Annotated in this window: 9 protein-coding genes; 3 read left to right on the forward strand and 6 right to left on the reverse strand. The window is 42.6% G+C overall.

Features of this window, described 5'->3' with window-relative positions; translation table 11 throughout:
- Positions 1-25: 25 nt before the first annotated feature.
- The gene (locus tag ACX6CI_RS18470) at positions 26-2,347 is read left to right on the forward strand and encodes a hybrid sensor histidine kinase/response regulator (protein WP_458775133.1); all 2,322 of its coding nucleotides are present in this window, start codon (positions 26-28) and stop codon (positions 2,345-2,347) included.
- 37 nt (positions 2,348-2,384) lie between these two features.
- Here ACX6CI_RS18470 and ACX6CI_RS18475 read toward each other — a convergent pair whose 3' ends face one another.
- On the reverse strand, positions 2,385-4,535 hold the full coding sequence (locus tag ACX6CI_RS18475; protein WP_458775134.1) for a hybrid sensor histidine kinase/response regulator: 2,151 nt from the start codon (positions 4,533-4,535) through the stop codon (positions 2,385-2,387).
- Positions 4,536-4,685: 150 nt separating this feature from the next.
- Complete coding sequence (locus tag ACX6CI_RS18480) at positions 4,686-7,799, reverse strand: PAS domain-containing hybrid sensor histidine kinase/response regulator (protein WP_458775135.1); 3,114 nt, start codon at positions 7,797-7,799, stop codon at positions 4,686-4,688.
- A gap of 373 nt (positions 7,800-8,172) precedes the next feature.
- Here ACX6CI_RS18480 and ACX6CI_RS18485 point away from each other — a divergent pair, with 373 nt between their 5' ends.
- A complete protein-coding gene (locus tag ACX6CI_RS18485) occupies positions 8,173-10,134 on the forward strand; it encodes a RecQ family ATP-dependent DNA helicase (protein ID WP_458775136.1) in 1,962 nt (653 codons plus the stop codon).
- Positions 10,135-10,185: 51 nt separating this feature from the next.
- On the opposite strand, the gene ACX6CI_RS18490 is transcribed toward ACX6CI_RS18485, so the two are convergent.
- The 4 genes from ACX6CI_RS18490 to ACX6CI_RS18505 all read right to left on the reverse strand — a co-directional run bounded on the left by ACX6CI_RS18490 (position 10,186) and on the right by ACX6CI_RS18505 (position 13,804).
- A complete protein-coding gene (locus tag ACX6CI_RS18490) occupies positions 10,186-10,860 on the reverse strand; it encodes a class I SAM-dependent methyltransferase (protein ID WP_458775137.1) in 675 nt (224 codons plus the stop codon).
- An 11-nt stretch (positions 10,861-10,871) separates the two neighbouring features.
- On the reverse strand, positions 10,872-12,425 hold the full coding sequence (locus tag ACX6CI_RS18495) for a hypothetical protein (protein WP_458775138.1): 1,554 nt from the start codon (positions 12,423-12,425) through the stop codon (positions 10,872-10,874).
- A 90-nt stretch (positions 12,426-12,515) separates the two neighbouring features.
- Complete coding sequence (locus ACX6CI_RS18500) at positions 12,516-13,235, reverse strand: transglutaminase-like cysteine peptidase (RefSeq protein ID WP_458775139.1); 720 nt, start codon at positions 13,233-13,235, stop codon at positions 12,516-12,518.
- 65 nt (positions 13,236-13,300) lie between these two features.
- Positions 13,301-13,804, reverse strand: coding sequence for a cupin domain-containing protein (locus ACX6CI_RS18505; protein WP_458775140.1), 504 nt, complete (start codon positions 13,802-13,804; stop codon positions 13,301-13,303).
- A gap of 305 nt (positions 13,805-14,109) precedes the next feature.
- On the opposite strand from ACX6CI_RS18505, the gene ACX6CI_RS18510 reads away from it, so the two are divergent.
- On the forward strand, positions 14,110-15,555 hold the full coding sequence (locus ACX6CI_RS18510) for a trimethylamine methyltransferase family protein (protein ID WP_458775141.1): 1,446 nt from the start codon (positions 14,110-14,112) through the stop codon (positions 15,553-15,555).
- The last annotated feature ends 192 nt before the right edge of the window (positions 15,556-15,747 follow it).

Here is a 15,747-nt window from a genome sequence, read left to right on the forward strand (position 1 = left end):
ACGCTTTCACGTGTAATACGACTCGATGAACCTTCAATACAAAATAAACCTGACGTCACTGGCAATCCTGATTGCTGTTACAGCAGCACTGACTGTGGCGGGAGTTGTTGCTATTACCAGACTTACCTATGATCTCAACGCAAAGTTGTTAACCAAGGAAATTGCAAATCTGCAAGGAGATATCCAGTCTGCCATCACAATACTCAAAGAAAGTGGGGTTGCAACTGTTGAGGTGTATCAACAGAGAGCAAAAGTGGATGTGCTTGCAGGTTTTCGTGAGTCTGTAGTCGATGAAAACCAGATGCTTATTGTGGTGGATAAAGTTAACGGGCTGGCGCTGCTTAACGGTCCAACCAACAGTGAAGACTCTGATATTATCAAAGAAATATCACAGGAAGACGCCGGGAGTATGCGCGGTAATTATAATGGGGAATCCCGATTTTTCCTTTACGCCAGTAACAATGAGTGGAACTGGCAGCTTATTCTTGCTGATAAAACAGAGACAATATTTGAAGTACGACGCGGCTTTATTGAGCTGGTTCTCCTTATTTTACTTTTCGGGTTGGGGATAGGTTCTGCCCTGCTGCTCTGGTCCACAAGGAAGATAGTACAACCGCTTAAACTTCTGGCAAGTGCAGCAGATGCTCTTAGTCATGGCCAATGGGGAAACAAATTGCCGGAGGTGCGTGGTCAGGATGAGGTCGCACAACTCACCAGTTCGTTTCAGCACATGGCGGAAAAGCTCGCTGAAACCTATGCGGATCTCAATGATAATATACGTGACATAAGGAACTCCCGGGAAGAGTTGAGTGCAGAGAAGGAGCGGCTTGCCATCACCCTACGCTCCATTGGTGATGGCGTAATAAGTACCGATATTGATGGGCATATTACCCTTATAAACCGCAGAGCCGAGGAGTTGACTGGCTGGGATCAGGAAGATGCTCTAGGGAAACATATTGAAGATGTGCTTCGTTTAGATGAATCAGAGGCAGAAAAGGTAAAAGAATATGTTTCGCCGATTCTGGTACCTGAATCAAAGGATATCTCTCGGCAACAGGTAACATTGGTCGCGCAGGACAGCAGGCAAAGCACTATTTCATTGAGTAGTGCCCCTATTTATGGAGAACAGGGAACCAAGCTTGGGGTCATCCTGGTGTTTCGGGATATAACAGAACATTTGAAAATACAGGACGAGCTGGCAAAGTCAAATAAGCTTGAATCGGTGGGTGTTCTTGCGGGGGGGATCGCGCACGATTTTAATAATATACTCACGGGGATTCTCGGCAATCTCTCCCTGGCCAAATACATTGTTACAGATGATGACGCGCTCTATAAAAGACTCGACAATGCAGAAAAAGCCTCCTTGCGCGCAAAGGATCTGACAAAGCAATTACTCACCTTCTCTAAAGGTGGTGAACCCATTAAAAGACCAGTGGAACTATCAGCGACCATTCAGGAGACAGCCACGTTTGCGCTGGCTGGTTCCAATTGTACCTGTACGTTTGATATGGGCAGCGATGTAGTTTCTGTAGAAGCGGATGTGGGGCAGATCAGCCAGGTTATTCACAATCTCGTCATAAACGGATGCCAGGCCATGCCTGAAGGTGGTAGTGTACGTATATGCAGTAAAAGAGAAGATGTTGGGCTGACAAATCAACTCAACCTTAAAGCAGGAGTCTATCTAAAAATCTCTATTATTGATACTGGACATGGAATAGACAAGAGTCTGATGACCCGCATATTTGATCCCTATTACTCAACCAAGTCCGATGGCAAAGGGCTTGGACTGGCGTCTGCATATTCCATCATGAAAAAGCATGAGGGCACCATCAATGTACTCTCAGAACCTGGACAGGGCACAATCTTCGAACTCTATCTTCCCGCCTCTGATGCAAAGACTGAGATGGAAAATGACCAAGGCCAAATCGTGCAGATGGGGCGTGGACGGGTGCTGCTACTCGACGATGAAGAGATCGTCCGGGACGTTGCAGGTACCATGTTAACATCACTGGGCTATGAGGTCGACTGTGTGGTGGATGGAAAAAGTGCGATTACACGTTATAGAGAAGGGGTTAAGGCGAATAAGAAGTATGATTTTGTCATTGTGGACCTCACTATCCCTGGAGGGATGGGAGGCAAGGAGGCGATGCACCACCTCCTGCAGCTTGACCCGGAGATTGTTGCCATAGTCTCAAGTGGCTATGCAAACGATCCAATAATGGCAAATTACAAAGATCATGGTTTTGTGGCCTTGCTGCCCAAACCTTTCAGCCTTGAAGAACTGTCCAGTGTTATTGCCAGTGTATGTGGAAAGCATGATCTATCTTTGCAGGGCGTATACACTTGAAGCGTTGATAGAGTATTAGACCTTCGAGATGGCAATATTAAGGCGTCGGAAGATCGGACCTTGTTGTTTCGTCCAAAACCTTGCGAACTACTTTTGCTAACTCGGATTTGTTAATAGGTTTCATCATATATGAACGTACCCCAATCTCCACAGCTTCTTTTTCAGAAATCCTGGCGCTATACCCCGTACAAATAATCGTTGGCATATCTTTACGGATTTTCAAAATTTCAATAACTAATTGATCACCTGTCATGCTGGGCATGGCCATGTCTGTAATAAGTAAATCAAATTTATTTGGATCGGCTCGTACCATATCCAATGCTTTTACAGGATCGGTTATTGATACAGCAGTGTATCCAAAATGTTCTAAAAGGCGTTTACCAAGTTTAGCTAATAATGGTTCATCATCGACATAAAGAATACATTCATCTCCGACGGGTAGGATGTCCCGTTTACCAGCCTCCTGTTCGCAGAGACTTTCATGGGCTGGCAAGAATATGGTGAACGTTGTTCCTTTGCCTGGTTGGCTGTCGACAATTATCGCACCCCCATGCCTCTCAACGATACCATGAGCTACAGCCATTCCAATGCCTGTGCCTTTTCCAATAGCTTTGGTTGTAAAGTAGGGTTCAAATACTCTATCAAGAGTTGCACTATCCATCCCGCTACCATTATCACTGACTATCAGTTTAGTATATTGACCCGGTTTTAATTTGGATTGGTACTTGGTTTGCTGCATACCAATGATTTCATTATGCAGCTCAATAGTTATTACGCCATCCTTTTCCGGTAAGGCATCCACAGCGTTATTGCATAAATTTATAAGGAGTTGATTTATCTGAGTGTCATTACCGATTACTTGATAGGTATCTGCTGACAAATTTTGCTCAATCTTTATATTTACTGGAATTGTTGAGCGAATAAGTTTCATGGACTCTTGCACAGCTAACTGTAAATCCATTACTTTTTTAACGGCATCGTCCTGCCTGCTGAAGGTCAAAAGTTGTTTCACTACATCCCTGGCACGTAATCCTGCGATTCTGATCTCTTCAGTACTCTCTCTGGCTGGGCTTCTTTGTGGTAATTCGTCAATTATAAGTTCATTGTTACCCATGATGATGGCGAGCATATTGTTGAACTCATGGGCAATCCCACCAGCAAGCTTCCCGATGGATTCCATTTTTTGGGATTGGTGGAGTTTTTTCTCAAGTGTTTGCTGTGTTTGCTCAGCTTTCTTTTTTTCAGTGATATCTCGTACAATTCCTTTTATACCGGTAATCGCATTGTTATCATCCAAAATTGCGGAAAATGTTCCATCCAGGTATCGGATTGACTCGTTTGATGGTAAGCATTCTAACTCTATATTCAGAACAGATTTTTGTGAGTTGAAAATTTCCTGTAATTCATCATTAGTCCTGGTTGTTTCTACATTTCCTAAAAGTGCCTGAACGCTGGTGCCAACAACCTTTTCAACCGGCTTATCCACAATTGTACACATTGCTGGATTTGCCAATGTTATTATGCCTTGCTGATCTAGCTCAAAGTACCCCTCAACCATAGTTTCAAGAATGGTACGATACTTTTTTTCGGAAGAAATCAACGCCTCTTCATACTGTTTGCGTTCAATGGCCAAGGCTATTTGATCAGAGACTGAAATAAGGGTATTAAAATCCATTTCGTCAAAGAGTTCGGCATCATGATAACTCAACGTGGCCATAACACCGATCACTTCATTTTTCACCTTCAATGGAATGCCTAACCACAGTTCTGGTACTGTTCCCATAAGTGTTTTTGAATCACGTCTCTTTTCAAGTTCATTTTTTCTCAAAAAAACAGGAGAAGCCTTTTGAATAACTCCGCCGGTCAGGCAGTTGTCGAGTTGCAACTCGTCACAATAGACTTCCTCATCATCGTATTTATCTTTAAAATATGGAAAACTAATCCGTTCCTGTTTTTTATCATATAAGGCGATGAAAAAGTTTGACAAATCCATAATTTCACCAAGAATATCATGGATTGACCCATATAGATCTTTAAGATCCTTAGAAATTCTGACTGCATTTGAAATCTTAAAAAGCGTTTGGTTGAGTTGTCTTGCTCGTTCTAGAGATGAAGAATTTTTCCCTTTGCTATGTGGGGTAACTGAAGAGTGGATCCGAGATAGTATATTGTCCAGATTGTTATTCATAGTTGAAGTATATTGCTCGTATTATCATTATATTCCGGTTGTTGCTGATCTGCAGTACGGAGTCTGAACAACTTGCGAGCAGGAATAGTATATATTGTAAAATTATCAGTTTTAGGGAGGTTCGTACTGGTAATATCAAACCTCGTAATATCAGCAATCATCCAAAACTTCCCTGATGGTTTTGGCCAAATCAGCCTTAGTCAATGGTTTGTAAACAAAAGCATCAATTCCTATCTGCTTTGCACTCTCATCATTAATTGTATTGCTATACCCTGTACAAAGAATAATCAGGATGTCGTGTCTGATTTTCCGCATTTCAACTGAAAGCTGGTCTCCAGTCATAGATGGCATAGTCATGTCAGTTATAACCAGATCGAAAGTATCTGGCTTTTCCTTAAATAACTCGAGAGCTTCAAAACTGCTCGTACGTATAGTCACAGTATACCCAAGACTCTCAAGCATACGGCTTCCCATTCGAGCTATCGGTGGTTCATCATCGACAAATAGAATTCTTTCTGTACCAGAGGCAGCTCGATCGATTTGCTCTAATTCCTCATACTTTTTTCCCGTTGCTACAGGAAATCTGATTGCAAAAGAAGTCTTTTTCCCTGGCACGCTTTGCACCTTGATATCACCACCATAGCTCTCCACTATACCCTTCACCATCGCCAACCCCATTCCTGAACCTTCGCCAACTCCTTTTGTCGTGAAATATGGCTCAAAAATGTTCTCAATTATTGTGGGATCGATTCCAGGACCATTATCAGAAACAGTGAGCTCAACATACTCTCCTGCTGGTAGCTTAGAGGTTTGAGGTTCAGAATCTTTATTAAGAAAAATATTTCTCAGATCAATTTCGAGAACTCCGCCTGATTCCTCAAGCGAATAAATCGCATTAGTGCAAAGATTCATAACAATCTGGTGCAGTTGCGAACTGTTTCCAGTTACCTTTACTGGGTTATCGATGGTCGGTTTGATGTCAATAGTTGTGGGTGTTGATGGCCGAAGTAATTTGAGTGCTTCAGTGATAATATCATTTAACCTGACTGGCTTCGTCTCTTTTTCTGACTGACGGGCAAAAGCCAGAATCTGTTGCACTAGTTCTTTTGCCCGATTACCAGCTATGTATACCTCTTTGAGGTCTTCTCTCTGGGTTGAACCTTCTGGGGCTGCTTCTATAGCCAGTTCGGTAAAGCCAATAATTGATGAGAGGATGTTGTTAAAATCATGGGCAATACCGCCAGCCAGGTTACCGATGGACTCCATCTTTTGGGCTTGTTGGAGTTGACGCTCCGTTTCCACTTTTTCAGTAACATCGCGAACAAATGCAAGAAGGAATATGTCCTCTTTAAATTTATATCGTGTTAAGCTGATCTCAACTGGAATCTGGGAATTATCCTTTCTTATATGATGTGTTGAAAGTGTTGCAATCCCACCTAAATCGATATTTTCCCAGATATTTTCCATATCCTGATCTTCTATGGTACGAGGATCAAGGTCACGAACGTCCATTGATAGCAATTCTTTTTTACTGAATCCAGTCTGTTTCTGTGCAACCGAATTAACGTCGAGTATTTTGCCTTCCATGGATACCACATATATGGCATCAGCAGCATTTTCGAAAAGAGACCTGAATCTCATTTCACTTTCTTTCAACTGACGTTCAGACTCCACACGTTCTGAGATGTCGGTTGAAATAACCAGAATACCAACGACTTTCTCATCTTCAAAATAAGGGATTTTGTCGGTTAGTAGCCACTTTGTTTTGCCATCTGCTGTCGGCAACGGTTCAACAAAGCCAAGCTTTGGTTGCCCTGTCCGAATAACCTCCAGGTCATCTTCCCAGTATTTTTCGACCATATCTGGGTAAACTTCTTTTGAAGGTCTGCCTTCAATTTCATTTTTGGGCAGACCTGTCATCAGAGCAACACTATTCGTAACTTTGAGAATAGTGTTTTGAGTATCTTTAAAAATGATAAAGTTAGGTACGTTATCAAGGATAATATTTTGATCTCGAACAAGGCTTTTCAGTTCTTTATCCCTAGCTTTCCGTTCGGTGATATTAACATGGGTACCCACGACTCTTTCTGCTTTTCCTTCATCATTAAATACAACATTGGCCCGGGATAAAATATCAACCCAATCGCCATTCTTGTGCTTCATTTTTATTTCTATTTCAAACCTGGCCCGTTTTCGGTCAATCACTTCATTAAGCATCTGCAATGAGGCCTTAGTATCGTCTGGATGTGTAAGTCGCTCCCACAGAGAGAAATTGTTTTCCAATTCATCAGGTTCATAACCCAACATTTTTTTCCAGCCTGAAGAATACCAGATTTCATTCGTCTCCAAGTTCCAGTCGTACAGACCATCGTTGGTGAACTGCATTGCGAGATCAAATCTATTTTGACTTACTAACAATTGTTGTTCAGCAAGCCACTTTGAGGTGTTATCAACAAGTGTAATTAATACCTTTTTCAAAGTATTTTCATATCCAGGCAGTATTTTGTAGCTGACTTTCACATAGCGAAGTTCGTCATCTAGTGTTTTCACCACTCCGTCATAACTGTTTTGGATCTTGCCATTCCATAAATCAACTATCTCTTTTCTAAACGTTTCAAATGATTCAGGTGTAAAGGTTTTTTCCAGTCCTTGAAATAATTGATCCTTACTCTCTGCCTTGTGAAGGTCTAAAGTGGCCTGGTTAACATCATTGATTTCGATGGCTTGAGATATTTGCACTAACTCTTCCGGAGACTCATCAATGTAAACTTCTAAATCTGCGATTCCCCTTTCACGAAGATCTTCAAAGTGTTTTTGCACTTTAGAGAAATCCTCTAGCCAGCAAGATACCGGGTTATTTTCAAAAAAGGCCCTGAACTCCTCCTCGCTGTCATGCAAAGCCGCTCCCAATTTATTATGTTCTTGCTCCTCTTTTGGAAGCCATCTTTTGAGCAGTAATATGATAATAATTACAGCAGCAATAACGTTAATGATTTTCGGGATTATCACGAGTTCAGGCCGTGTCAGAAATTCACCTATCTGCAGAGGTATCAGACCTGAAAGAGATGTGTACCAGAGGCCAAAATAGAAACTTTCAAAGAGGGTTCGAAAGGCGTCTATGGCGAGAATAACCACTAGAGCATGAAACAACTGTTTCGTTTTGCTGTCCCACATCTTCTTTACATAAAAATAAAGAATGAAAGACCACAGTAGAATCAGAACCCAATAAGTAATTGGAGTTATAAGTCGAAACATTTCAGCCATATGTTTCACCCCGTAATTTGGCAAATAATAAGATTACAACACATAGCATCAGTATCTCACAATATTTTCAGGTTAGTCAAAGCAAAAACAGGAGAGATACTCTCTACTCGACGAAAAATGCCGGATCTTCAGCACTCCCTTAATAATTCGCACGCTTTGCACAACTCAATATTCAAATTTCCTGGAATCTGCGCTACCTGTTTTGTAAAGCAAAATTTCTAGAATGAGACACAAAGAAGATCTGTTTGGCTACAACTTTTTAATATGTTAATAACGGAGTATCTTGCCACAAATAATATGATAGGCATTTTAGTCTATTTTTTATCAAGAATACGTTGGACAAACATATAGCCGATAGAGAGAAATGTAAGCCATGGATTTTCAGCAAGCTAAAGATCGAATAGATAAACGTGATATTTATCAAACGCTCAAAGATAATTTTGGATTTAATACTTTTCGTTCTGGTCAAGAAGAGGTCATCACCACATTGCTGGGTGGTGAGAGTGCTGCTGCCATCTTTCCCACTGGCTCTGGAAAAAGTCTCTGCTATCAATTACCCGCCTTACTGATGCCTGGATTAACCCTTGTCATTTCGCCATTGATTGCGCTTATGAAGGATCAAATTGACAGCTTAAAAAAGCAGGGTATCGCTGCAGAGCGTCTTGACTCCAGCCTGGATGCTGATGGCTACCGAAGTACAATGAACAACATTCGTACGGGGCAACTTAAAATTCTGTTTGTTGCTCCCGAGCGCATGTCAAACGAGAGGTTCTTGAGTATCATTAAAGGTCAACGACTCAGCTTGTTGGCAGTAGATGAAGCCCATTGCATTTCTGCATGGGGACATAATTTTAGGCCAGATTACTTAAAGCTTGCTCGGGTTGCTCAAGAGCTCCGCGTGGAGCGAGTACTTGCTCTCACAGCAACGGCAACGCCTAAGGTGTCTGCTGATATGGCTGAAGCATTTGATATAAAAGATCACAATATTATCAACACAGGATTCTACAGGCCCAACCTTGAAATGCGCGTTACTGCATGCAGCAATAGTGAAAGACCCACACTCCTCATCAAGAGATTACGTGAAAGAGCACCCGGATCAACAATTGTATATGTCAGCTTGCAGCGCGACGCAGAAATGGCCGCTCAAAATCTTGCGGAAAATGGTTTTAATGCAAAGGCCTACCATGCTGGAATGTCGGCTGAGAACCGTGCAGCCGTGCAAGATGGGTTCATGGATGATTCCATAGATATTATTTGTGCCACAATTGCCTTTGGCATGGGCATAGATAAAGCCAACATACGCTATATTTACCACTATCACCTGCCGAAAGGATTTGAGAGCTATATGCAGGAAATAGGCAGAGCAGGCCGTGATGGTAAGCCATCTGTTTGCGAACTTTTCGCCTGCGCCGACGACTGCACCACACTTGAAAACTTTGTCTATGGTGACACACCTGATCCTCAAAGTATTGTAGACATTGTGGATGATATATTTGATCAGGGAGGTGAAATAGACGTTTCTACCTACGAACTTTCACGCAAACACGATATGCGCACACTTGTTGTGAACACCTTGTTGACTCGTCTGGAGCTTATGGGAATTATCCGTTCGGAAGGTTTTTATTATAGCAATATTCGATTAGCTCCGGCTTTTAGCTTTGATGAAATTGTCTCCCATTACCAGGAAAACCAGGCTTCTTTTCTGCGTAAGATGTTGAGCTGTTGCACCATGGCGAAAAAATGGGGCACTTTGGATACTGACCAGGCTACCATCACCACTGGTCATAACCGTTCAGTTATTCTTCGAGCATTGGAGGATCTGGAAAATAAAGGTTTTATTGAACTTCAACTGGGTGGTTACAGGCAACGATTCAGAAGACTTGATAAAGATGTACATCGTCAGGAAGTCTGTAGCCATCTACAGAGGACATTTCTAGAACATGAGCAGATGGAGATTGGCAGGATTCAAAACATGCTCGACTACGCACAACATGATGGCTGCTTAACTGGCTATCTTTTGCATTACTTTGGTGAAATCTTGAATACATGCGGCCATTGTGGCATATGCCTTGGCGACTCTCCTGCCAAGGTGCAGAAAAGGATAGTTGAAGAAGTGCAAACCGACAAAGTAGAAGGGGTACGATCGCTGACCAAAGAATATCCAAATGCATTGTCACAACCCCGACAGCAGGCACGTTTTCTCTGTGGTCTGAACTCACCAGCAGTTTCAGCAACCAGAATTCTGCGGGGTAATCCACTCTTTGGCAGCCTTGCCCAGGTGCCTTTTGCACATGTTTTGCAATATTGCAAATCTTCTCTGGGATCCAGTGATTGATTGGAACCTTACTCCAAAATCACGTCATAAGGGCCTCTACAACAGAGACAATCATTTTTTAACCCACTGTACAGCGAGAAAGGCCCCGGTATCTGGATACAATGTGCAGCCCTTTTCCTCTATAATGGGAATATCCTCAACAGATTCATTCTTTTGAAAGTGTACTGCCGTCTTAATCACACTGTCTTTTGGGGTGAGTAAACGCATATCAGCCGGAGATCTAAAAATAATATTCTGAAAGAGTGAGTGGCCTTCTTCTGCCTTTTGAGTACGTCGCTTTGCCCATGGACTTAAACTATTGAGGGTGGTTACCACTATAGTCCCCCCTATTTTCACAACGCGGCTCAGTTCACAAATAGCCTGGGCAGCATCGGGGATAAACTCGATTGCTGTCATGGAAAACACCCTGTCAAAACTGTTGTCAGCAAAAGGCAGGGCACACATATCTCCGCAAACACCTGAAAAATAAGGCCCCTTCATGCTCAAGTACCCCTTTGCTACCATTGGAGCTGACAGATCCATACCGACAATTTTTGTGCCCCGATGTATAATATCCCGGGTGAAAACTCCTGTACCGCAGCCCGCATCAAAAATCAGATCCCCCGGCTGGGGATCTAACATCTCAAGAAGAAGAGCCAACTCATATTGTTTTACATATTGCCCGACAGGGGTTTCAAACCAGTTGTCATACTTTTCAGTCCATGTGTCAAAAAGCGGCTTTTTCATCGGTCTACACGTTATCGCATTCGAATTGGAAAATTCTGAAAATCTCGACATTTACTCCGTAAGAGAAGTGCCAGAGCAAAACCAACATACTGAGGTCCTGGTGCATCTTTCGTGGTTTCATACCGCATGGAAATAGAACGCCCACCGTCATCATCCAAGGCTACCAATATTGTTCCACCTGTGATTTCACCATCTTCTCCCCCTTCGGTATGGACCCGAATAAGGCGATTACGCCCCCGCTCATATTCACTATTGTTCACATGGGTAAAATAACGATCAACAAAGCTGCGGTCTATTTTCTCAAACTGTTCTTCAACCCAGTCAACCTTACTGTGTCTCGAAAAATTAATCTGAGCCTGACCATCGTTTTCAACCCACTGGCCAAGCTGTTCTTCAATCAGCCCCTGACTTTCCTCCCATTCCCTTAATTCCCGTAGATGAGCCTGGCCTAAGCGGAGCTGCTCTGACTGCCTGTTCCGTAATTCATTGTGGGTATCCTGTATAGCAACCTGCAATTTACGAATTTGCTGGTTCCGGTCCCGTAACTTTGTACTCAAATCTTCCCTGCGATCCTCAACCTCATGGAGAAGTTGGTCAGCAGCTTCGAGCTCCGAACGCGTATGCTCAAGTTCATGTTCATAAAACGCAACTTTGACATTGTAGCTGGCCAAGGCACGTTCAACCTGATTCTTTCTGTTCCTCGCCTCCTTAAAGCGAGGATCATCCCCATCAATTGAACCAGCGGCCTGTACAAGATCCTGATACTCGCGTTCTATTCCACCAATTTCTTCCACCAACTGATCCCTGTTGCGAATCGCTTCATCACGCTGAGTCGTTGTCTGTTTCACCTGATCATGAAAGTTGGCAACGTCTTCTGAGTGCTGTTTCTCCATTTCTTCAAGTTCAACTTCCAATTCTCTGGCTTCCCCATCAAGTCTGGTTAACTCAAGCTGATCCCGGTAAAAAGCACGTATTGTACCAAACCCTACAAGCAAAATAGTTATGAGATAGCCATAGAGGGGAATTGACCTGTTATAGAGAAACTGCTCTCTCCACTGTTGTGGGTTCTCAATATAATCAAGGGCTGAAAAACTCCATGCCCTGAACAGGGCTACTCTGAAAGGTGGCCGAATACCTACTCGAAAAGAAACATACAGGGATGAACTTAAATCCGTTGCTCTACCGGCCTCAAGTTCAAATTCTGAAACCACAGGGACACGGGTTTCATCAACAACAACATCATTGGATTCAAGCCATTCGACTTGTTTTTCATCACCTTTCTGAACACGACTCACATCTATGAGCTGACGCCTTGACTCGCTGTACCTTGCCACTGCCTCCCGAAAATGGGCATCATTTCCAGGGGACGCCCTGGTCACAATGGCGAGCGTTTCTATATCCTTTGCAACTTGAGCAGCCCTATTTTGGGCAAAGTTTGTTCTGGTATCATAAAACGTATGCCAGTTAAACCCATACAAAACTGAGGCAATTACAACAGAAATGAGCAATCCTGCTAAACCAGCACGAACCGGTGAACTCCAGGTTCTGGACCAGAAACCGTTCATGGTGTTACCCTTTGTGTATATTGAATATTACCACCTGCATGAAAAAAGATGATTCCCATGATCTGGTGTATTCCTGAGCCTTCGTCAGAGTTAAGGTAGAAGAGCCCGGCCATCATTCAGCTCTTTGAATCGTTCTCTGTCCTCTTGAATTTTCTTAATTAAGTCATCAAGCTTTTTGGTTTTACGATCTTTGAATACACCTTTTATAAAATGATCCTTACCTCTGGTTCCAATTATAACAATAGTCCCATCCCTGTCAGTGAGATACACCGCTATCAGATCAGTACGTTCCGATCCTTTTTTAACTTCGGGATCATAATTATCAAGCACATAGGCCTCCCACTGTTCTGGCGGCTCTGAGGGATTTGATATATATAAAAGTACCATATGATTTTCACCGGTTGCTTTGATTTTCACATAAGCTAGCCGGAAATGTTCGGGCTTAATACCAAGGTGGCGAAGTACCAGCCACTTCGCCACTGCAAAGTCTTCACAATCACCGCCAAAAGTAGTGATTGTTTCCATTGGAGAGGCCCAGTAATCTGACTTTTTCCAGTGTTGGCTGTCTGCAATCCAGGGAATATTATTCAGTGTCCTGTTGACGAGTTTCAGTTTCTCCATCACATGTAAATCCTGATTCTCAAGAATCATCGTATGGAGATAACGAAGACGTTTCACAGCTCCTTCGCCATACTCTTGTTCAACAGCTCTAAAAACATTCTCGGACCATGGCTGGTAGTCAGCAGTAACACCACTCGCAGGATTGAGAAACAAGAATACTACACAACACATAACCAATAGATATTTCATATTAAATTTCCAAAATCGAAAACGGCGTCCAGCATTACCACCCATGGGGCGACAAACAACACCAATTAATATTTTGTAAATAATTCTATTATTTTACGATGCTCAGGAAAGACCCGAATAAGCTCTACCCGCTCTGGTAGCTCAAAATCTTCAAAGTCAAACCCAGGAGATACTGTACAGCCCACCAGGCCAAACGACTCTTTGTCGTTTACTTCTGCGGCAAAATAGGTGCCGGCCATAACGACCACTTGAAATGACTCTCCATTTTCAATATTTCTACCAAGTACATGTTTCGAATATACTCCGTTTTCTGATATGCAATGAATGGTTAGAGCAGTACCTTCGTAAAAATGCCAAATTTCATCCTGCTTAATCCTATGAAAACGTGATATATTTCTATTGTTAAGTAAGTAGTAGATACTTGTGGAAAAAGCTCGTTTTCCAGAAAATCGATCTGGTAATGCCTCCTTGGAAATAGCGTCATCTGATCGATAGATTTCCTTAAAAAATCCACCTTCCGGATGTATTTCAAGCTCTAACTTTTCTACCCAATAATTCGCATCTTTCATCGTTCCACTCTTGGCTTACATATTTTTATGAAAATTACTCAGATATCCGTTATTGATACAACCTTGCTCTGGAATCTTACACACTAACACTTTCTGCACAGCCTTACAAAAACCGCACTACGTCGTTTCTCTATAATTATTCAATAAAAGCCCTGACACCTGGACTTTTACTTGGAAAAATAACTCCTTTTACAAAAATATTTTATATAGATAATCAAACAATTACGATTATCTTAAAAAGAATAGTTTTCATCAATATTGGAATTAACCATTACATTTGTACGTAAAATATGGTCAAGACAACAATGAAAACAGAGGCAGATACAATATTTAACAAGGGTTTGCTCTTGGAGAAGAGGGCTCAATTCAGAGATGCCAAATCAATTTATACCGATATTTTAATCCATGCCACCGACAAAGATGTTCTGAAAAAAGCGAAATGTCGGATGGAGGATATAGGCAACTTGATCACGGAAAAAGCTACCTACCAACGTATTGACGAAAACGCAAAACAACTACTTACTGATATCGGTATAAATATCGCCCTGAACCAGCCACTCATGGATCTGCTTATACAAGCCGATGCCATAGATTTCGACAATGAAACCGCGCTGTTTATTCCTTTGAAGCGGGATTATATCGATCACTGCCTTGAGCTGGTACCTCGTGAAATGGCAATAAACCCTGGAATGAACACCTTTGGCACCGGTGCAACACCACCCTTTTTAAAAAGGGCTGACAACGAAGATCTGCGTCCTGCCAACCGCCAGGAGTACAAGAAAATTATCTCCACGGTGGGTGAGCAGCAGGATGTTACCGAAATTTTCAGCCTGCCGGTGGCCTGGGACAAGTCTATTTCCCTCATCGAGATCGCCCAGTTGATGGAGGAAAATTATCAGGGCCTCAAAATGATCACCACCAGGACCATGGGTGACGACGAGCTCACATTTTTCAAAGGCAAAGACCACTGGATGGACGGCACTAGTCTGATCACCTCCCTTACACCTATGAATAATATGGTTGATCCTTTTTTACGTAGTGCTCGTAGAGGTAACCACCTTCTACTTATCGACCAGTGCATTGCAGGCGTCTCTGGCCCCTTTAGCCCTGAATCTTTCCTGACACAAAATCATGCCCAGGTCCTTTTCATGATGATTATCGCCCAGACCGTTACCCCGGGTATATCCTGTATTCACTGTGGCATACCAAGTGTTACCGAGGCGGGTGGTAATCTATCTTACAGTTCCCCCCATCAAACGTTTATCAATGCAGCCCTGGCGCGGCTCAACACCTGGATTACCAAGTTCCCCTCCGCCCAAACCGGAGGCAGTACCAGTGCAGCCGATGTGACCTCCCAGGCTCTGTCCGATTCAGAATTAAGCCGTAACGCGCTCCGCAAGTATGGAGTACATATGATACGACACGCCTTGGGGGCTCTAGGAAGCCTCAATTTTTTCAGCCTGAAAAAGTTTGTGGAAGACTGTGAACGTGAGCGACAGTCCAAAGCACTATTTGCAGAAATCCCAAAGGATAAAGGAGAAATACCATTGTACTTTCCTACTGATGCTGAGGCCCTTGCAGGAATCCGGGAAATTGCGGAAAAGGGTAACCCAAAGTTTACCAACCATACATTGAAAAATGTGAATTCTTTTCACCAGTGGGAGGACGTTATCTGCCAAGCTGCTCGAAAGAAACTCTATTACCCGTTATTAAAGGATACTGTCATGAACTTAATAGGTTCCGATGCATGACTTGTATCATTGGACAACCGCCCGACCCTTAGCAGAAGAAGTGGCTCTATTTCTAATAGAGCACAATCTATTTTTGGCTCAACCATGAATAATCAGTCATCTCTGTCTCTTGAGAACACATTCCTTATGTAAATTCCATATTAATACTGTTATTGGCCATGCAAATGCTTACACGTTGTATTGATAATTATT

The sequence above is a fragment of the Desulforhopalus glucosivorans genome, from assembly GCF_054397165.1.

Coding starts and splice junctions, on each gene's coding strand:
- ACX6CI_RS18500 (WP_458775139.1), bottom strand. CDS start 13,235: ATGAAATATCTATTGGTTATGTGTTGTGTAGTATTCTTGTTTCTCAAT.
- ACX6CI_RS18480 (WP_458775135.1), bottom strand. CDS start 7,799: ATGGCTGAAATGTTTCGACTTATAACTCCAATTACTTATTGGGTTCTG.
- ACX6CI_RS18495 (WP_458775138.1), bottom strand. CDS start 12,425: ATGAACGGTTTCTGGTCCAGAACCTGGAGTTCACCGGTTCGTGCTGGT.
- ACX6CI_RS18510 (WP_458775141.1), top strand. CDS start 14,110: ATGAAAACAGAGGCAGATACAATATTTAACAAGGGTTTGCTCTTGGAG.
- ACX6CI_RS18485 (WP_458775136.1), top strand. CDS start 8,173: ATGGATTTTCAGCAAGCTAAAGATCGAATAGATAAACGTGATATTTAT.
- ACX6CI_RS18505 (WP_458775140.1), bottom strand. CDS start 13,804: ATGAAAGATGCGAATTATTGGGTAGAAAAGTTAGAGCTTGAAATACAT.
- ACX6CI_RS18475 (WP_458775134.1), bottom strand. CDS start 4,535: ATGAATAACAATCTGGACAATATACTATCTCGGATCCACTCTTCAGTT.
- ACX6CI_RS18470 (WP_458775133.1), top strand. CDS start 26: ATGAACCTTCAATACAAAATAAACCTGACGTCACTGGCAATCCTGATT.
- ACX6CI_RS18490 (WP_458775137.1), bottom strand. CDS start 10,860: ATGAAAAAGCCGCTTTTTGACACATGGACTGAAAAGTATGACAACTGG.